A 17884-nucleotide genomic window follows, 5' to 3' on the forward strand; every position below is an offset into this window, starting at 1 on the left:
GGGGCAGGGTAAGGAGATCCCACTCCCCGCCACTTTCAACGTACAGCGCACAGGGGGGCTTGCGGCAAGACCCGGGTCCTGCCGCAGAATCGGCGGCCGGACGCGGTACCGACGAGGAAGCGGGGGCACGGCGTGGATGCGTTGACCGAGCGGTACGTGGTGGATCTTCAAGAGGTGGACGAGACGCAGGTCGCGGTCGTCGGCGGCAAGGCCGCGCAACTGGGCGGGCTGTCGCGGATCGAAGGCGTCCGCGTGCCGGCCGGGTTCTGCGTGACGACGGCCGCCTTCCGGCGGATCATGACGGAAGCGCCGTCGGTCGGCGACCGGCTCGACCGGCTGTCGCGCCTGGACCCGGACGACCGGGAGCCGATCCGCACGCTCAGCGCGGAGATCCGCCGGACCATGGAAGGGATCGCCGTCCCGGACGACCTGGCGGCGGCGATCACCCGCGCGCTCGCCCGGCTCGGCGGGCGGACCGCCTGCGCCGTGCGGTCCAGCGCGACGGCGGAGGACCTGCCGACGGCCTCCTTCGCGGGCCAGCAGGACACGTACCTGAACGTCGTGGGGCCGGCGGCGGTCCTCCGCCACGTCAGCCGGTGCTGGGCGTCGCTGTTCACCGAGCGGGCCGTGACCTACCGCCTGCGGAACGGCTTCGACCACCGGAAGGTCCGCATGGCCGTGGTCGTGCAGCAGATGGTCTTCCCGGATGCGGCCGGCGTCCTGTTCACGGCCGACCCCGTCACGGGCGACCGGAAGGCCGCCACCGTGGAAGCCGGCTTCGGCCTCGGCGAGGCCCTGGTCTCCGGCCTGGTGAACCCGGACGTCTTCAGGGTGCGCGACGGTGAGGTCGTCGCCCGGGCGGTCGCGGCCGGCCGGCGTGCCGGCCACGCCCCGCCGGCCGGGGGAACGCGGGAGGCGGAGGCCGACCCGGAGCGGCAGGGGCGGCCGGCGCTGACGGATGCGCAGGTCGTGCGGCTCGTCCGGCTCGGGCGGCGGATCGAAGCGCATTTCGGCCGCCCGCAGGACATCGAATGGTGCCTGGTCGGCGACGACTTCCAGATCGTGCAGAGCCGGCCGATCACCACGCTGTTCCCCGTCCCCGCGGCCCGCGACCGGGAGAACCACGTCTACGTCTCCGTCGGCCATCAGCAGATGATGACCGACCCCCTGAAGCCCCTGGGACTCTCCATGTGGCGGCTGACGGCCATGGTGCCGATGCACGAGGCCGGCGGGAGGCTGTTCGTCGACGTCACCCGGCGCCTGGCCTCGCCCGCGAGCCGCGCCGGCCTCCTGGACGTCATGGGGAGAGGCGACCCGCTGGTCAGGGACGCGCTGGAGACCGTACTCGACCGCCACGACTTCGTCCCGACGCTCCCGGACGGCGGTCCGGGCGGTCCCGGCGGGTCACCGGCCGGCGGCCCGCCCGCCCCGATCGAGACCGATCCGGCCATCGTCGCCGAGCTGATCGAGCGCAGCCAGGCCTCCCTCGCCGCCCTGCGGCGCGACATCCGGACGAAGACCGGACCGGCGCTGTTCGACTTCCTGCTGGAGGCGTTCCAGGAGCACAAGCGGGTCCTCGGTGACCCGTTGAGCATGCAGGCGATCATGGCGGGGATGGAGGCCACCTGGTGGCTCAACGACCGGCTGCGGGAATGGCTGGGCGAGAAGAACGCGGCCGACACCCTCACGCTGTCCGCCCCCGGCAACGTCACGTCGGAGATGGGACTCGCCCTGCTCGACGTCGCCGACGTGATCCGCCCGCATCCGGAGGTGGTGGCGTTCCTGCGGGGCGTCGAGGACGACGGGTTCCTGGACGGGCTGCCGGAGCTCCCGGGCGGGGCCGAGGCGCGCCGCGCCATCGAGTCCTACCTCGACCGGTACGGCATGCGCTGCGTCGGTGAGATCGACATCACGAGGCCGCGCTGGCGCGAACGCCCCGCCACGCTCGTGCCCGCCATCCTCGACAACGTCAGGAACTTCGAGCCGGGCGCCGCCGGGCGGCGCTTCGAGCGAGGACGGCAGGAGGCGCGGAAGAAGGCGCAGGAGGTGCTCGAACGCCTGCGGGCCCTGCCGGACGGGGAGCGCAGGGCCGACGAGACCGGGAGGATGATCGACCGGGTCCGGACCTTCATCGGCTACCGGGAGTACCCGAAGTACGGCATCGTCAGCCGCTACCTCGTCTACAAGGAGGCCCTGCTGGAGGAGGCCGGGCGCCTCGTCCGGGCCGGCGTGCTCCCTGAGCGGGAGGACGTCTTCTACCTCACGTTCCAGGAGTTCCACGACGCCGTGCGCTCGAACCGGGTGGACGGGGAGCTGATCCGCCGGCGCAAGGAGGAGTTCCGGTCGTACCACGCGCTCACGCCGCCCCGGGTGCTCACGTCCGACGGCGAGGCCGTCACCGGGGCCTACCGGCGCGACGACGTGCCGGTCGGCGCCCTGATCGGCCTGCCGGTCTCCGCGGGGACCGTCGAGGGGCGCGCCCGCGTCGTCCTGGACATGGCCCGGGCCGAGCTCGAACCGGGTGACATCCTCGTCACGGCCCACACGGACCCGAGCTGGACGCCCCTCTTCGTCGCCGTCACAGGCCTGGTGACGGAGGTCGGCGGACTGATGACGCACGGCGCGGTGATCGCCCGGGAGTACGGCCTGCCGGCCGTCGTCGGCGTGCCGGACGCCACCCGGCTGATCCGCGAGGGGCAGCGGATCCGCGTGCACGGAAGTGACGGGTACGTCGAGATCCTGTCTTGACCGGCGTCCCGGCGAGAGCCGACCCCGGCGGGGGAGCGCCGCGCCGCTGACCGGCCCGCCGCGCCGGTCCTGGGCGGTCGGCCGGTTCCGCACCCGCCCTAACCGGCCGGTCTGTTCCGCCGCCAGAACCGGAGCGCGGCCCGCACCGCCCTGACACCGGCCCGCACGGCCGCGATGGCCGCCGAGCCGACCGCTCCCACCAGGGGTTCGCGCTCCTCCTCGGCGGTGGGACCGGGGTCGGGCCCGCAGGGCGTGGAATCCCCTGCACGGCAGGCCTCCAGCTGGGCGGCGAAGGCCAGTCCGAGGAAGAGGGCCATCGAGCTGAGGAAGGACCACAGCAGCAGGGCCATCACGGCGGTGAGCGGGCCGTAGGTGGCGCCGAAGGTGCCGCTGCTCTCGATGTACAGGGCCAGGAGCAGGGTGAAGGCCGTCCACAGGACGAGGGCGACCAGCGCCCCGAAGGCCAGCCAGGTGTGGCCTGGCTGCCGGCGCCGCGGGGAGGCGCGGAACAGCACGGAGGTCGACAGGAGCGCGAGCAGGAAGCCCAGCGGCCAGCGCACCAGCGCGAAGGCGTCCTGGGCGCCCTCGCCCCAGTCGTACACCTCCGCCAGAGCGCGGCCGATCGCGCCGCCGCCGACCATCGCCGTGAAACCGGCCGTCATGAAGGCACCCGCGGTCAGCGCCATCACCAGGGCCCTGGCGTATTTGCGGTGGAAGGGACGGTCCCGTTCGACGCCGTAGATGCGGTTCGCGCCCCGCTCGACCTGGGCCATCGCGCTGGTCAGCGAGACCAGCGCGGTGAGCAGGCCGAACGAGAGGGCGAGGGTGCCGCCGGTCCGGCTCGCCTGCCGGTGGCTGTCGTCCAGCACGTCCCTGACCGCCTCGACGCCCGGGCCGGGGGCCAGGTGGCCCAGCGTCAGCTCCAGGGCCTGGCCGAGCCGCTCCTGGTCGATCACCGAGCTCAGCCCGACCAGGGCGATGGCGCCGGGGATGATGGAGAGGCAGATCTGGAAGGCCAGCGCGCGGGAGTTGGTGAGGCCGTCGCCGTACCGGAAGCGGGTGTAGGAGTCGCGGGCCAGATGCCAGCGGCCGTACCTGCGGAGTGTGGCCCACGCGTGGTCGGCGGAGAGCTCCTCGCCGCCCATGCTGCGGGTCTGCGGCACTCGTGTTGCGGTTCCCATGTCGGTGAGAACAATGCCGGAAAAGTCAGCCGGTGAACAGCGGAGGACGGCACGGGACCGCCGGTCGGTACGGGACCCCCGAACGGCACGGGACCTCCGGCCGGTACAGGAGGCAGCCCGGCCGGTACAGGGCCCCACTCGGACGGCGCGGGACCGCCCCCGGACGGCGCGGGACCCCGGCACCCGAGAGGTGCCGGGGTCCCGCCGCGGTCCGCGGCCCCGCCGGTCGGCGAGCGTCCGTCCTGGTCAGGCGCTCTTGCGGCGCTGGGCCCGGAGGATCGCCAGACGCTCGTTGAGGACCTCCTCGAGGTCCTCGATCGTGCGCCGCTCCAGCAGCATGTCCCAGTGCGTCCTGGGGGGTTTGGCCTTCTTGGCCTCCGGTAGCTCGCCGTCCACCCGGATCGCGGTGACACCGCACATGCGGCACTCCCACGTCGCGGGGATCTCGGCCTCGGCCGCGAACGGGACGTCGAACCGATGGCCCTTCGGACAGGTGTAGGAAACCTCCTGACGCGGGGCCAGATCGGTGTTGCGGTCGTTCTCGTAGCTGGTCGCCCCGAGTCGGGTACCGCGCAGCGCACGCTCGCCCATGTCTCAATGCCTCCTGAAGGGCCCCGTCGTGAGGGGTTGAACTCCCACGGCGTACAACGCTTGATACCGTGTGTGGATTCCCACACACGGCGTGATCCAATCGCGCTTTTCGCCGCCGTCCTCGGCGAAGTGCCCGCGGAGGGACCCTCAGAGGCGTTCGGGGACCGGGTTGCCGGCCGCGCGGATGGCCCTGGGCAGGTTGAGCGCGGCGAGCCCGGCCAGGCCGACCAGGAAGAAGACCACCAGCGAGAGGATGCCGAGCCGGTAGCTGTCGGTCAGCTGGAGCGCCAGGCCCAGGGTGAAGGAGCCGAGGAACGTCGAACCCTTGTCGCTGATCTCGTACAGGCTGTAGTACTCCGCCTCCTTGCCCTTGGGGATCACGTGGGAGAACAGCGAGCGCGACAGGGCCTGGGTGCCGCCCATCACGATCGCGATGGCGAACCCGAGGGCGAAGAACGCCGCCGCCGACCCCTTGGGCAGGAAGTAGGCCACGGCGACCACGGCGGTCCAGGCCACCAGCGCGTACATCACGATCCGCTTGGCGCCGAAGGAGGCCGCCAGCCTGCCGAGCAGCAGCGCGCCGCCGAACGCCACGAACTGCACCATCAGGATCGCGCCGATCTGCACCTGCTGGCCCAGCCCGAGCTCCTGGTCGGCGTAGGTGGCGGAGAAGGAGATGACCGTCTGCACGCCGTCGTTGTAGATGAGGTAGGTGACCAGGAAGCCCAGCGTCAGCGGGTAGTTGCGCAGGTCCTTGAGCGTACGGCCGAGCTGCCGGAAGCTGCCGGTCACGGCCCGCCCCACGGTCTCCCCGCTCCGCGCCGCGGCCCGCCGGTTGCGCAGCCGCAACATCGGGATGACCGTGAACCCGCCCCACCACAGGCCGGCGGAGGCCAGCGCCAGGCGCACCGCGTCACCCTCGGCGACGCCGAGGGACTCGTGGCCGAGGAACAACCCCAGATGGATCGCGAGCAGCAGACCGCCGCCGAGGTAGCCGAAGCCCCAGCCCCGCGCCGAGACCCCGTCGCGTTCGTCGGCCGTGGCGATCTGGGGCAGGAACGAGTTGTAGACGACGAACGCGGCGGCGAAGCTGACGCTGGAGACGATGAACAGGAGACCGCCCAGCAGATAGCGGTCACCGGACAGGAACCAGAAGCAGACCGTCGCGCCCGCGCCCAGGTAGGCGAAGGCCCCCATGATCTCCTTCTTCCGGCCGGTGTGGTCGGCCAGAGCCCCCACCATGGGCATCAGGATGATCTGCAGGATGGCGGCGACGCCGACCACGAAGGAGTAGTAGGCGCTGGGCCGGATGTCGAACCAGAGCACGGAGACGTACTCGGCTCCGGCTGCGGCGGTATCGGCGATCTTCTTCAGGTACGGCCCGAGGAAGACGGTCAGGACCGTGGTGGGGAAGGCCGAGTTGGCCCAGTCGTACCAGTACCAGCCGCGCTGCTCGCGGCGGCGGGACTGCGGGGTCTCTTCGACGGCCGGTTCGGCGGTCATGGCGTCCTCGGTTCGCTGGGGGAGGAGGGGATCGGGGAGTCGCGCCGGGTGGTCGGGGAGCCGCAGGGGAGCGGCCGGGGGACTACGGGGAGCCGCGGGGGATCGGCCGGAGGGGAGACCGCGGGGCGGCCGGAGGGGAGACCGCGGGGCGCCGCGCCGGGTCAGGCGGCGAGCCTGCCGGGGTGCCACTGGCCGCGGGCCTCGAGCACCCCGCGCAGCCCGGAGATGTTGTCCGTCATCACGCCGTCCACGCCGAGGTCGAGCAGGCGCTCCATCTCCACGGGGTTGTTGACCGTCCAGACGTGCAGCTGCATGCCCAGGGCGTGCGCCGTGCGGACGAGGGACGGGGTGGTGACCCGCAGGCCGCGGAATCCCACCGGGACCTGCGCGCACGGCACCCCGGCGCGGGCCAGCCGGGAGAGCAGCCGGCCGTAGGCGGCGGTGCTGGCGGCGGCGCGCAGGGTGGCGACGCCGCGCGGGCCGAGGGAGGAGCACACGTCGCGGCCGATGGCGGCGCGGGCGCGCAGCAGGCGCTCGTCGGAGAAGGAGGTGAGGCAGATCCGGTCGTAGGCATTGGTCCGCCTGACCACCTCGGCCAGCGGCGCGATGGCCGTCGACTCCTTGACGTCGATGTTGAAGCGCGCCTCCGGCCAGGAGCCCAGCAGGTCCTCCATCAGCGGGATCTCGTCCACGCCGCCGATCCGCGCCTCGCGCACCACCCGGTACGGCAGGGCGGCGATCCGGCCGCGCCGGTCGGTCACCCGGTCCAGGGTGTGGTCGTGGAAGGCCAGCAGCACGCCGTCGACGGTGGCGTGGGCGTCGGTCTCCAGGTAGGTGTAGCCGAGTTCCACCGCGCGGGCGAAGGCGGCGTGGGTGTTCTCCCGGTTCTCCGAAGCCCCGCCGCGGTGGGCGAAGGCGAGCGGTCCGGGATGGTCGAGAAACGGATAACGACGCTGCACGTGCAGGAGTATGCCCGGTATGAGCGGAGCCCGTCATCGACCGCGGGTGAACGTTTGGGTCACGGCCCTCAAAACCCTCCCCACCGGACCGTCCCCGCGGCGCCGGGCCACCCGGAGCCGGGCCCGCCCGCCGTACCGGGACGGACGGACGGCGGGTCCGGTACGGCGGGCGGACGGGCGGCGGGCGCGGGCCGTGCGGTACGGCCCGCGCCCGCCGCGCCACTACGTCCCGGGGTGGAACACCGCCCGGACGCAGCCGTCCTTCTTGTTCTTGAACAGGTCGTACCCCTTCGGCGCCTCGTCCAGGGGCATCAGGTGCGTGGCGAGGTGGGAGGTCTTCAGCTCGCCCTTGGCCATCCGCTCCAGCAGCATCGGGATATAGCGCTGCCCGTGCTGCTGCGCGCCCCTGACGGTCAGCCCCTTGTTCATCATCGCGCCGAGCGGGAACTTGTCCACGGTCCCGCCGAAGACGCCGAGGACGAAGACCGATCCGCCCTTGCGGCAGGCGTAGATCGCCTCCCGGACCGCGGACGGACGGTCCGTCTCCAGCCTCAGCTGCTGCTTGACCTGGTCGTAGACGCCCTGCACGCCGGTGTCGTGCGCTTCCATGCCGACCGCCTCGATGCAGACGTCGGGCCCCCTGCCACCGGTCCGCTCCCGCAGCTCGGCCCCGACGTCGGTGGCGGAGTAGTCGATCGTCTCGGCGCCGACGTGCCGCTCGGTCATCGCCAGCCGCTCGGGGTGGCGGTCGATCGAGATCACCCGCTCGGCGCCGAGGAGCATCGCCGCGCGCGCCGCCATCTGGCCGACCGCGCCGCATCCCCACACGGCGACCACGTCACCGGGCTTCACCCCGCCCAGGTGGGCGCCCATCCAGCCGGTGGGCGCGGAGTCGGAGGCGAACAGGGCGCTGGTGTCGTCCACCCCCTCCGGCACGGGGAAGGCGCCGTGGTCGGCGAACGGGACCCGGACGTACTCGGCGTGGCTGCCCTTGAACCCGCCCATGGCGTGGGAGTAGCCGAAGACGCCGCCGGGCTCGTACCCGAACAGGGCCTGCCCGATGCCGGGGTTGGTGTTGCCGTTGTCGCACAACGACCACAGGTCGTTCTCGCAGTACCAGCAGCGGCCGCAGGAGATGAACGAGCAGACCACCACCCGGTCGCCCATCTTGTGCCTGCGGACCTCCGAGCCGACCGCGACGACCTCGCCGATGAACTCGTGGCCGATGACGTCGCCGGCCCGCATCGCCGGGATGTAGCCGCCCAGCAGGTGCAGGTCGGAGCCGCACGTCGTGGTCAGCCGGACCTTCACGATCACATCCTGGGCGTTGAGGATCTGCGGGTCGGGGACCTCCTCGACCGAGAGCTCGTTCACGCCCTGCCAGCACAGCGCCTTCACAGCCGTCCCTCCCCGCTCGCCCGGCGGATCGCCAGATCCAGCACCTTCCCGGTCGCCGTGGGCCGGTTCGTGGAAGGTTCGTCGGGACGGAGGACCTCCCCGGTCTCGAGGAGGGACTTGGCCTCGCGAAGGGCCCTGCGCACCTCCTGGCGGGGGTCGTCGCCGCTGATCCGGGCGACCGCCCCGCGGGCGCCCTGAGGGGGCGGTTCGAGCAGCCGCGCGGCGAGCTCCGTACCGCGGCCGCCGGGAGCCTTGCGGACCCGCACCTCGACGGTGTCGCCGAGCCGCACCAGGGGTTCCGGCAACCGGCCCTCCGGCATGACCTCCTCGGGGGAGCGGTTGACCGTCACCGGCAACCACCTGTTCGCCTCCCGGGGATCACCGCCCGGGTCCGCGGCGCGGCGCGAGGACAGCCACCGCGCCATCCCCGCTCCGGCGCCCGCCAGGGCCACCGCGGCCGCCATCGTGGCCGTACGTCTCATGATCTCCACCTCTCAACGAAGGGTCTTCGAGGGTCGTCCGATCCCGCCGCGGCTACCCGGCCGGGCGGCCGCCAATCCGGGCCGCCCGGATCGGCGGCGCGAGAGGCCGTGCGGCGCGGCGGCCGCGCTGAGGGAAGGGACGGCGGGAGAGACCGCGATGGAGGGGGCGCGGCGGACGCGGTGAAGGGACGCGGCGGACGCGGTGAAGGGACGCGGTGAAGGGCCGCGGTGCGGAGCGTGCTGGGAGGGTGCGGCGTGGACGGAGGCCGCGTGGAAGGACGTGCGGTGCGAGAGGTCGTGGCCGCCCGGGCCGATACGGGTACCGGGCGGTCCGTACGGTCAGGCGGGTCGGCGCGGTGACCGCGGGGCGGTTGCGGGGCCCGGCGTCACATGCTGGCGCCCTGCCGGGAGCCGGCCAGGGCCGCGGCCCGTTCGTCCGGGCTGGTACCACCCCAGACACCGTGCATCTGGTGCGTGCTGAGCGCGTACTCCAGGCACTGGGCGCGCACCGGGCAGCGCCGGCAGACGGCCTTGGCGTGCTCGTGCTGCATGTGGCCCGGCCCCTGGAGCGAGATGGGGAAGAACAGCTCCGGATCCTCGCTGAGGCAGGCCGCGAGGCGGGACCAGTGTGTGATGAAGGCGATGTCATTCCGAGAAGTCACATCAAATCCAATGAATGTGGGATAAATCCGACCGATGTCGGCTCAACTTGTTCACTCGGATGCCCGCGCCTGTCGGGTTCATACGGGTTCGGGAGAGAAAAGGTCGGCAAAATCGGCGTCGGAGAATTCACGATCGGCGCAGCAGAGAGATGACTGCCCGCTCCACGCCGCCGTGGGTGGACAGCTGCCCGAAGCCGGCCTCGGCACCGAGCTCGGTGAGCGCCCGGGCGATGGTCCGGCCCTTCTCGTAGGCCTCGACGACACGGGGGTCGACGTAGGACGCGCGGGCGACGGCGGGTGTGTTGCCGAGGTAACGGGCCACCTCGGTCATCACCCTGCTGACCGCCCGCCTCCTGCCGGTCCGGGACCGGGCCCGGGTGGAGACCGCCAGGCCCACCGCGGCGAGCACGGTCGCGTGCCAGGTCCGGAAGTCCTTGGCCGACACCTCGCACTCGAACGCCTCGCGCAGGTAGGCGTTGATGTCGTCGCTGCGCACGTCCACCCAGCGGGAGCCGTCCCGGTAGCGCAGCAGCTCTCCGTCCTCGCCGGTCCGGTGCAGGGCGGTGACCACTTCGCACACGTCCGCGTCGACGATCTCCATCTGGCGGTGCTTGCCGCCCTTGGCCGGGTAGGCGCAGGTGACCCGGCCCGCCGCGCAGGTGACGTGCTCCATCCGCAGCGTCGCCAGGCCGAACGACTCGTACGACTCGCCGCCCACCCGGAAGAAACCGATGTCGAGCATCCGGGCCGCCGCGGCGAGCACCCGCTCGCGGGTCAGCTCGCGCTGCTCCAGGTGCTCGGCGACGCGGTCGCGGAACTTCGGCAGCCGGTCGGCCATCTCCAGCACCCGGTCGAACTTGATCCGGTCCTGCTCGACGCGCCAGACGTCGTGGTACCGGTACTGCCGCCGCCCGGCCGAGTCGGTGCCGACCGCCTGGATGTGACCGTCCGCCGACCGGCAGATCCACACGTCGGTCCAGGCCGGAGGCAGGGCCAGCGACCTGATCCGCGCGATGGTGCGGCGGTCGCGGACCGGCCGGCCGTCGGGGTGGTGGTAGCTGAAACCGCGGCCCCTGCGGCGGCGCCGGATACCCGGCTCCGCGGGGTCGCTCTGGCGAAGTTCGGTCATGGGCGGCCCCTACCCGCGCGGGCGCGGCATATGAACGGAGGGCGGGCGGGGGCCTGCGTAAACGGGAGGTCGGGAACGGGAACGCGGATTCCGGGAGCGCGTGGCGGAACGGAACGGATCACCGCGGGGACCTCCATGATCGGTCCGTGGGCATACCGAACCGATCATGGAGGTCCCCGTGGGGAAGCTGAACGACGACGCCAAGGAACTGCTCCGCCGGCCGGTGCACGGATGGGTGACCACCATGCGGCCGGACGGCTCGCTGCACAGCACCGTGGTCTGGGTGGACGTCGACGGTGACGACGTCGTCTTCAACACGGCCGTCGGCCGGGCCAAGGAACGGCACCTGCGCGCCGATCCCCGGGTGTCGGTGAGCGTCCTGGACCCGCAGGACGCCTTCCACCTGGTGAGCGTCTCGGGCACGGCGCGGCTGGAACCGGAGGGCGCCGACGCGGTCATCGACCGGCTGGCGAAGAAGTACCTGAACGTGGACTCCTACCCGTACCGCCAGCCGGGTGAGCAGCGCATCACGGTCCGGGTCGCCCCGGAGCAGGTGATCTACAGCGCGGGAAGCTGACCCGCCCCTGCGCCCCGCGTCCGCGCGCTCCAGACCTCGACGCCTCGACACTTCGACGCCTCGCCGTACCACCGTCCCGCCGGGCCGGGTCCCGCCGTACCACCCTCCTGCCGGGCCGCCGGGCGGTCGCTCCGCCGTGCCCGGCCGGGCACGACCCGGCGGACACCCCCTAACATGTCGCCCTGAACCATGACGATCGGGGAAGGGCGGGGTGTTGAAGGATCTCGGGGAGGGGTTCCGCGACTTCTGGCGGGAGCGCCACCTGTGCACGCTGACCACCCTGCGGTCCGACGGCACCCCGCACGTGGTCCCGGTGGGGGTGACGCTGGACGCCGACGCGGGCGTCGCGCGGGTGATCACCTCGGGCTCCTCGCGCAAGGCCCGCCACGTCCCGGATGCGGGGGAGGCGGCCGGCGAGGGCGTGCCCGTCGCGGTCTGCCAGGTGGACGGGCGGCGCTGGTCGACCCTGGAGGGCCGGGCGGTGGTCCGCCGGGACCCCGGGTCGGTCGCCGACGCCGAGCGCCGCTACGCCGAGCGCTACCGGACGCCCCGGGAGAACCCGGCCCGCGTCGTGATCGAGATCCGCGTCACCCGGGTCATGGGCAATGTCTGACACCCCCGCAGGCTCCGGCGCGGGCCCCGTCACCGTCGCGGTCGTCGGGATCGGCGCCGACGGCTGGGCCGGGTTGCCGGCGGCCGCGCGCCGCGAGCTGCACACCGCCGAGGTGCTCATGGGCAGTGCGCGGCAGCTCGCCCTGGTCCCCGAGCCCACCGCCGAGCGGGTCGTGTGGCCCGCACCGCTGCTGCCCGCGCTGCCCGGCCTGATCGCCGCCCACTCCGGCCGCCGCATCTGCGTGCTGGCCAGCGGTGACCCCATGTTCCACGGCATCGGCACGACGCTGGCCCGCCTGCTGGGGCCGGACCGGATCCGGGTGGTCCCGCACCCGTCGTCGGTCTCGCTGGCCTGCGCCCGCCTCGGCTGGGCCGCCGACCGGACCGAGGTCGTCAGCCTGGTGACCCGCCCGGTCGAGTCGCTGCGCGCCGCCGTCCACCCCGGCCGCCGGATCCTGGTCCTGGCCGCCGACGGCCGCTCCGCCGCGCAGGTCGCCGCGCTGCTCGCCGCCGACGGGTACGGCGGCAGCCCGGTGACCGTCCTGGAACGGCTCGGCGGCCCCGAGGAGCGCGTGGTCTCCGGGACGGCGGCCCACTGGGCGCTGTCCGTGACACACGATCTGAACGTGGTCGCGGTCGAGTGCCGGGCCGACCCCGGGACCGTGCCGCTGCCGTGCGTTCCCGGCCTGCCCGACGACGCCTTCGCGCACGACGGCCAGCTCACCAAGAGGGAGGTGCGCGCGGTGACCCTGTCCCGCCTCGCGCCCGTCCCCGGCGAGCTGCTCTGGGACGTCGGCGCGGGGGCCGGGAGCATCGCGATCGAGTGGATGCGCGGGCACCGGGCCAACCGGGCCGTCGCGGTGGAGCGCGATCCCGCCCGCGCCGCCGGGATCGCCGGGAACGCGGCCCGGCTCGGCGTCCCGGAGCTGAACGTGGTGACCGGGCCCGCCCCCGCCGCGCTCGCCGGCCTCCCGGCCCCCGACGCCGTCTTCGTCGGCGGCGGGGTCACCGTGCCCGGCGTGGTGGAGGCCTGCTGGGCGGCGCTGCGGCCCGGCGGCCGGCTGGTGGCCAACGCGGTGACCGTCGAGTCCGAGGCCGTCGTGGCCTCCTGGTACGGCGAGCTCGGCGGCGACCTGGTACGGCTGGCGGTCAGCCGGGCGGCCCCGGTCGGCGGTTTCACCGGCTGGCGGCCCCTGATGCCCGTGACCGTCTGGACGGCGGTCAAACCGACGGAGGAGCAGAGATGACGGTCCGGTTCATCGGGGCGGGGCCGGGTGCCGCGGATCTGATCACCGTGCGGGGGCAGCGGGCGATCGCGTCCTCGCCCGTGTGCCTGTACGCCGGGTCGCTGGTCCCGGCGGAGCTCCTGGCCGACTGCCCGCCCGGGGCGAGACTGGTGGACACCGCGCGGATGACGCTGGACGAGATCGTCGCCGAGATGCTCGCCGCCCACGCGGCCGGGCACGACGTGGCCCGGCTGCACTCCGGGGACCCGTCGGTGTTCAGCGCGGTGGCCGAGCAGATGCGGCGGCTCGACGCCGCGGCGGTGCCGTACGAGGTGATCCCCGGCGTGCCGGCGTTCGCGGCGGCGGCGGCCTCGCTGAAGCGGGAGCTGACCGTGCCGGGGGTGGGGCAGACGATCGTGCTGACCCGGACCTCCGCGCGGGCCACCCCCATGCCCGAGGGCGAGGACCTGGACACGCTCGGCCGGAGCCGGGCCACGATGGTGCTGCACCTGGCGGTGCAGCGGATCGAGCAGGTCGTGGGCGAGCTGGTCCCCAACTACGGCGCCGACTGCCCGGTGGCCGTGGTGGCCAGAGCCAGTCGTGACGACGAGGTGGTCCTGCGCGGCACCCTCGCCGACATCGCGGAGCAGGTGGGGGCCGCGGGGATCGTGCGCACCGCCGTGATCGTCGTGGGCCGCGTCCTGACCGCCTCGGAGTTCCCCGACAGCCACCTCTACTCCGCCGCCCGCTGCCGGGACGCGTGACCGGGAGCCGGGCCGGGGTTCCCTGAGCCTCTGCTCCGCCCGCTGCCGGGACGCGTGACCGGGAGCCGCCTCGGAGCTTCCTGAGCCTCGCTCCGCCGCCCGCTGCCGGGACGCGCGGAGGGGAGCCGGGCCGGTGCCGGTTCCGCCGGTCCGGCGGGTTTCCTCAGCTCTCCGGGCCGCCGGCCGATGGAAGGGCGCCGGAGTCCACGGCGGGAATGCGCGGTCTCGGCTGCGCACGCTCCCGTCCGACTGTGGTGCAGGCCGTCGCCCGCCGACCGACGGCCACCCCCTTCGCGGGCCGATCGACGGCCGGGACACACGGCGAGGAGAACCCTGATGAACCCGTCCTCACCTGAGGCGCCGGCCCGCCGGGCCGTCCACCCCCGTGTCTGGCTGGGCTTCCTGCTGCTGGGAGGCGTGCTGACGGCGGTCGCCTCGATCGCCACCGACCGGTCGCCGAGGTTGGAGGCTCTGCTCTGGGGGCTGGGGCAGGGCGCCTCGGCGCTGGCCCTCTTCGAGGGTGTCCGCCGCCACGGCCTGGGGCGGTCGCGGCCGTGGCGGCTGATGCGCGCCGCCGTTGTGGTGCTCTGGGCGGCCACCACGCTGGGCTGGGGCGTCGGCGGCGTGTGGCTGGGCAACTCCGAACTGCTGGAGCTGTACCGGATCGGCACCCTGGCGGCCTACGGCCTGTCGCTGACCGCCCTGATCTCGCTGAACCTGCAGACCAACGGCTCCCGCTGGGCGGCCCTGCTGGACGGCGGCATCATCAGCGTCGGGGTGGCCATGCCGCTGTGGACCTTCCTCATCGCCCCGGCGCTCGCCCAGAGCGGCCGGCTGAGCACCGCGCTCGTCCTCGCGCTCATCCCGCCGGTCATCGACCTGTTCGCCTTCGGCGTCATCACCCGCATGACCCTCGACAGCAGCCGTGCGCCGTGGCTGCGCCTGATGAGCGTCTCCTACCTCGCCCTGTTCGCCGCCGACGGCGCCTACCTGCTCGACCAGGTCGCCGGTCGCCCGGCCGGCTTCATCACCACGGCCGGCTGGATGAGCTGGTCGATGCTGATCGGAGCCGCGGCGCTGCACCCCAGCATGACCGGCGCCGGACGGGTCCGGCCCGCGGCCGCCTCCGGCCGGAACCGCGTCCTGGTCTTCCTGGCGCTGGCCCTGCTCAGCCCGGCGGCCTCCATCCTGGGCGGTTGGCTGCGCAGCGACGCCTCCTCGTACGGCGACCCGGCGGTCACGGTGCTGACCCTGCTCCTGGCCGTCCTGCTGGTGCTGCGGCTGAGCGTGGTGGCCGGGATCGCCGAGACCCGGGCCACCGACCTGCGCGACGCCCTGCGCCGGCAGGACGTCCTGCAGCGCAGTCTGGCCCACCGCGCCTCCCACGATCCGCTGACCGGTCTGGGCAACCGCTCCCTGCTGGGCGAGGTCCTGCAGGGGGCCATCGCCGACCACGCCGCCCACCCCGGCGGGCCCGCACCCGCCCTGCTGCTGCTGGACCTGGACGGGTTCAAGGACGTCAACGACACCTACGGCCATCCCGTCGGCGACGAGTTGCTGACCGCCGTGGTCCGGCGCCTGCGCGGCCTGATCACCGGCGACCAGATCCTGGCCCGGCTCGGCGGTGACGAGTTCGCCATCGTGCTGCCCGGCGCCGGTCTGGAGACCGCCACGGCCATGGCCGAGCGGGTGCTGTCCGCGGTGCGCGGCACCCCCTACGCCCTCGACGGCCGCGAGCTGTACGTGACCACCAGCGTCGGCGTCCTGGCCGAGGCCTCCCTGACCACCGCCAGCGACGCCCTGCGCGACGTCGATCTGGCCCTGTACGCGGCCAAGGCCGCGGGCAAGAACCAGATCGCGGTCTTCGACTACACCCTGCGCGCCGAGCGCCTGCACCGCGCCGAGATCGCCGCCGGTCTGCGCAAGGCCCTGGCCGCGGGCGAGCTCAGCCTGGCCTACCAGCCCGTCGTCGACCTCGCCTCGGGCGGCATCTACGCGGTCGAGGCGCTGCTGCGCTGGACCCCGGCCGGCGGCCGGCCCATCCCGCCGGACGTGTTCATCCCCGTGGCCGAGGACACCGGGCTGATCGTCGAGATCGGCGGGTGGGTGCTGGAGCAGGCCTGCGCCGACGCCAAGCGGTGGCACGAGCGGTACGGCATCGCCGTGACGGTCAACGTCTCGGGGCGGCAGCTGCGCGAGCGCACCTTCCGGGACGCGGCCCTGGAGGTGCTGAGCCGTCACGCGCTGCCGCGCAACGCGCTGACCATCGAGGTGACCGAGAGCATGCTGCTGGCCACCGGCCCGGCCGAGACCCGGCGCGTCGTGGACGTCCTGGCCGACCTGCGCGCCCACGGGGTGCGCATCGCGCTGGACGACTTCGGCACCGGCTACTCCTCGCTGGCCTACCTGCGCACCCTCCCGGTGGACATCCTCAAGATCGACCGTGCGTTCACCGCCCCGCTCACCGGCGCGGACCACCGCCGGGCCCGGGCGTTCACCAAGGCGATCGTGGAGCTGGCGGCCAGCCTGGACCTGTCCACCGTCGTGGAGGGCGTCGAATCCCGCGAGCAGGCCGCGGTCCTGCAGCAGATGGGCTGCCCGCTGGCGCAGGGCTACCTGTTCTCCCCGCCCGTCTCCCCGGAGCAGGTCGACGACCTGCTCCGGGTGACCCCGTGGCGGCACGCCGCCTGAGCGGCGCCGGCGGCGCCGGTCACCCGCGGGCGCGCCGTGGTGCGCGGCCGAGCCGGCGGCCCGGGGCCTCAGCCCCGGGCCGCCGGCGTCCGGCCGCTGAGTGCGTGCAGCAGGCGTCCGAAGCCGCGGGTGGCGAGGCGCGGCGGCACGGCGCCGTTCACCCGCATGAGGTGCTCGCTCTGCAGCAACGTCCTCGGGCCGGACACCGCGAGGCTGTGCGAGGCGACCGCGGAGGCCAGCGCCGCCCGCCGCCTCCGTGCGGCGGAGTACGCGCCGACGACCGCGGCCGGATCGGATACGGTGTTCAGGCGGTCCACCAGCGCCGCGACGTCCTCGAGCGCCTGGTTCGTGCCCTGCGCCGTGACCGGCGGCATCCCGTGCGCCGCGTCCCCGAGCAGCGCGCACCGCCCGACGCCCCAGCGGGACGGCACCTTGTGCCGGGTGTGCGGGAACACCTCGACGTCACCGTCCTCCAGCGACGCCAGGAGCCGGCCGACCGGCGGGCCCCATCCGGCGAACCGCCGGCGCAGCATCTCCAGCGGCCTGCCCCACGGCGGTGCGCCCGGCGGCCACGGCACGTCGAAGAACCACTGCATCAGCCCGTCACCCGCGCCCATGAAGCCGAAGTCGCCTCGCCGGCCGATCATCAGCGTCGTGACCGGCCCGGGATCGAACGGGGCCGGCGTCAGGCCCTGACAGGTCGCCGCACCGGTCAGGGGCGCAGGGCCGCCGCCCAGGAGGAGGGCGCGCACGCGCGAGTGCACCCCATCGGCTCCGACCAGGAAGTCGCCGCCGTACTCCCGGCCTGCCCGCGTCCGCACCCGTACGCCGCCGGCGTCGGTGCGCAGGTCCGCGACCTGCTCGCCGAAGCGCACGGTCCCCGCCGGCAGCCCGCCGTCCAGGAGGGTGATCAGCGATCCGCGCGGGATCACCCGCGCCGCCGAACCGAACCGTTCGGCCAGCGCCTCCAGGTCGACCTCCAGCACCCGGCGGCCGCCGGCGGTCCGCAGGGACAGCGTCGCCAGCCGCTGCCCCTCGCCCTCCAGGCCGACCCCCAGGCCGTCGAGGATCGCCGTGCCGTTGCACCACAGGGTGACGGCCCCGCCCCCCAGGCGCAGACCGGGTGCCTGCTCCAGCACCGTCACCTCGTGCCCCGCGGCGATCAGCCCCCGCGCCGCCGCGAGCCCGCTGATCCCCGCCCCCACCACGAGCACCCGCACCGGCGGCCTCCAGATGAACTCTACAAGCAGTAGTACTACTTGTTATAGAGCATCGGGGGTGCCTCTACAAGACCCGGTGCGCACCGCTCGCCGGGCCGGAAACGGACCGTTCGACCGGTGGGGCCGGGCGCGGCGGGGCGG

At 73.8% G+C, this 17884-nt stretch carries 15 protein-coding genes; 6 read left to right on the top strand and 9 right to left on the bottom strand.

What is annotated here, in order from left to right; translation table 11 throughout:
- Positions 1-141 precede the first annotated feature (141 nt).
- Complete coding sequence (gene rph / locus IEZ07_RS27620; RefSeq protein WP_191897485.1) at positions 142-2748, top strand: rifamycin-inactivating phosphotransferase; 2607 nt, start codon at positions 142-144, stop codon at positions 2746-2748.
- Positions 2749-2846: 98 nt separating this feature from the next.
- Here rph and IEZ07_RS27625 read toward each other — a convergent pair whose 3' ends face one another.
- The 8 genes from IEZ07_RS27625 to IEZ07_RS27660 all read right to left on the bottom strand — a co-directional run bounded on the left by IEZ07_RS27625 (position 2847) and on the right by IEZ07_RS27660 (position 10653).
- Entirely contained in the window at positions 2847-3929 is a 1083-nt protein-coding gene (locus IEZ07_RS27625; RefSeq protein ID WP_191897434.1) for a YihY/virulence factor BrkB family protein, read from the bottom strand.
- Between the two features lie 246 nt (positions 3930-4175).
- Positions 4176-4520: an RNA polymerase-binding protein RbpA gene (locus IEZ07_RS27630; RefSeq protein WP_068897362.1), complete on the bottom strand. Its 345-nt coding sequence runs from the start codon at positions 4518-4520 to the stop codon at positions 4176-4178.
- 147 nt (positions 4521-4667) lie between these two features.
- On the bottom strand, positions 4668-6023 hold the full coding sequence (locus tag IEZ07_RS27635; protein WP_191897435.1) for an MFS transporter: 1356 nt from the start codon (positions 6021-6023) through the stop codon (positions 4668-4670).
- Positions 6024-6184: 161 nt separating this feature from the next.
- Complete coding sequence (locus IEZ07_RS27640; RefSeq protein WP_068897360.1) at positions 6185-6982, bottom strand: glycerophosphodiester phosphodiesterase family protein; 798 nt, start codon at positions 6980-6982, stop codon at positions 6185-6187.
- 222 nt (positions 6983-7204) lie between these two features.
- Positions 7205-8380, bottom strand: coding sequence for a zinc-dependent alcohol dehydrogenase (locus tag IEZ07_RS27645; protein WP_191897436.1), 1176 nt, complete (start codon positions 8378-8380; stop codon positions 7205-7207).
- Positions 8377-8862: a hypothetical protein gene (locus IEZ07_RS27650; RefSeq protein ID WP_191897437.1), complete on the bottom strand. Its 486-nt coding sequence runs from the start codon at positions 8860-8862 to the stop codon at positions 8377-8379. The genes IEZ07_RS27645 and IEZ07_RS27650 overlap by 4 nt, the downstream gene beginning before the upstream one ends.
- Positions 8863-9248: 386 nt before the next feature.
- Positions 9249-9524 (bottom strand): WhiB family transcriptional regulator, encoded by a 276-nt coding sequence (locus IEZ07_RS27655; protein WP_373868887.1) that lies wholly within the window; start codon positions 9522-9524, stop codon positions 9249-9251.
- A 127-nt stretch (positions 9525-9651) separates the two neighbouring features.
- Positions 9652-10653 carry a DNA topoisomerase IB gene (locus IEZ07_RS27660; protein ID WP_191897438.1) on the bottom strand — a complete coding sequence of 334 codons (1002 nt, stop codon included), beginning with the start codon at positions 10651-10653 and terminating at the stop codon, positions 9652-9654.
- Positions 10654-10831: 178 nt separating this feature from the next.
- Here IEZ07_RS27660 and IEZ07_RS27665 point away from each other — a divergent pair, with 178 nt between their 5' ends.
- The 5 genes from IEZ07_RS27665 to IEZ07_RS27685 all read left to right on the top strand — a co-directional run bounded on the left by IEZ07_RS27665 (position 10832) and on the right by IEZ07_RS27685 (position 16523).
- Positions 10832-11230 (top strand): PPOX class F420-dependent oxidoreductase, encoded by a 399-nt coding sequence (locus IEZ07_RS27665; RefSeq protein WP_191897439.1) that lies wholly within the window; start codon positions 10832-10834, stop codon positions 11228-11230.
- A 211-nt stretch (positions 11231-11441) separates the two neighbouring features.
- The gene (locus IEZ07_RS27670) at positions 11442-11843 is read left to right on the top strand and encodes a pyridoxamine 5'-phosphate oxidase family protein (protein WP_191897440.1); all 402 of its coding nucleotides are present in this window, start codon (positions 11442-11444) and stop codon (positions 11841-11843) included.
- Entirely contained in the window at positions 11836-13089 is a 1254-nt protein-coding gene (gene cbiE / locus IEZ07_RS27675; RefSeq protein WP_191897441.1) for a precorrin-6y C5,15-methyltransferase (decarboxylating) subunit CbiE, read from the top strand. The genes IEZ07_RS27670 and cbiE overlap by 8 nt, the downstream gene beginning before the upstream one ends.
- Complete coding sequence (cobM, locus tag IEZ07_RS27680) at positions 13086-13832, top strand: precorrin-4 C(11)-methyltransferase (RefSeq protein ID WP_191897442.1); 747 nt, start codon at positions 13086-13088, stop codon at positions 13830-13832. The genes cbiE and cobM overlap by 4 nt, the downstream gene beginning before the upstream one ends.
- A gap of 336 nt (positions 13833-14168) precedes the next feature.
- Positions 14169-16523, top strand: coding sequence for a putative bifunctional diguanylate cyclase/phosphodiesterase (locus tag IEZ07_RS27685; protein ID WP_191897443.1), 2355 nt, complete (start codon positions 14169-14171; stop codon positions 16521-16523).
- Between the two features lie 68 nt (positions 16524-16591).
- Here the strand turns inward: IEZ07_RS27685 and IEZ07_RS27690 are convergent, their stop codons facing one another.
- Positions 16592-17743: an FAD-dependent oxidoreductase gene (locus tag IEZ07_RS27690; RefSeq protein ID WP_191897444.1), complete on the bottom strand. Its 1152-nt coding sequence runs from the start codon at positions 17741-17743 to the stop codon at positions 16592-16594.
- Positions 17744-17884: the final 141 nt, after the last annotated feature.

The organism is Planomonospora parontospora, assembly GCA_014647935.1.
In the GTDB taxonomy this organism is placed as follows: Bacteria; Actinomycetota; Actinomycetes; order Streptosporangiales; family Streptosporangiaceae; genus Planomonospora; species Planomonospora parontospora.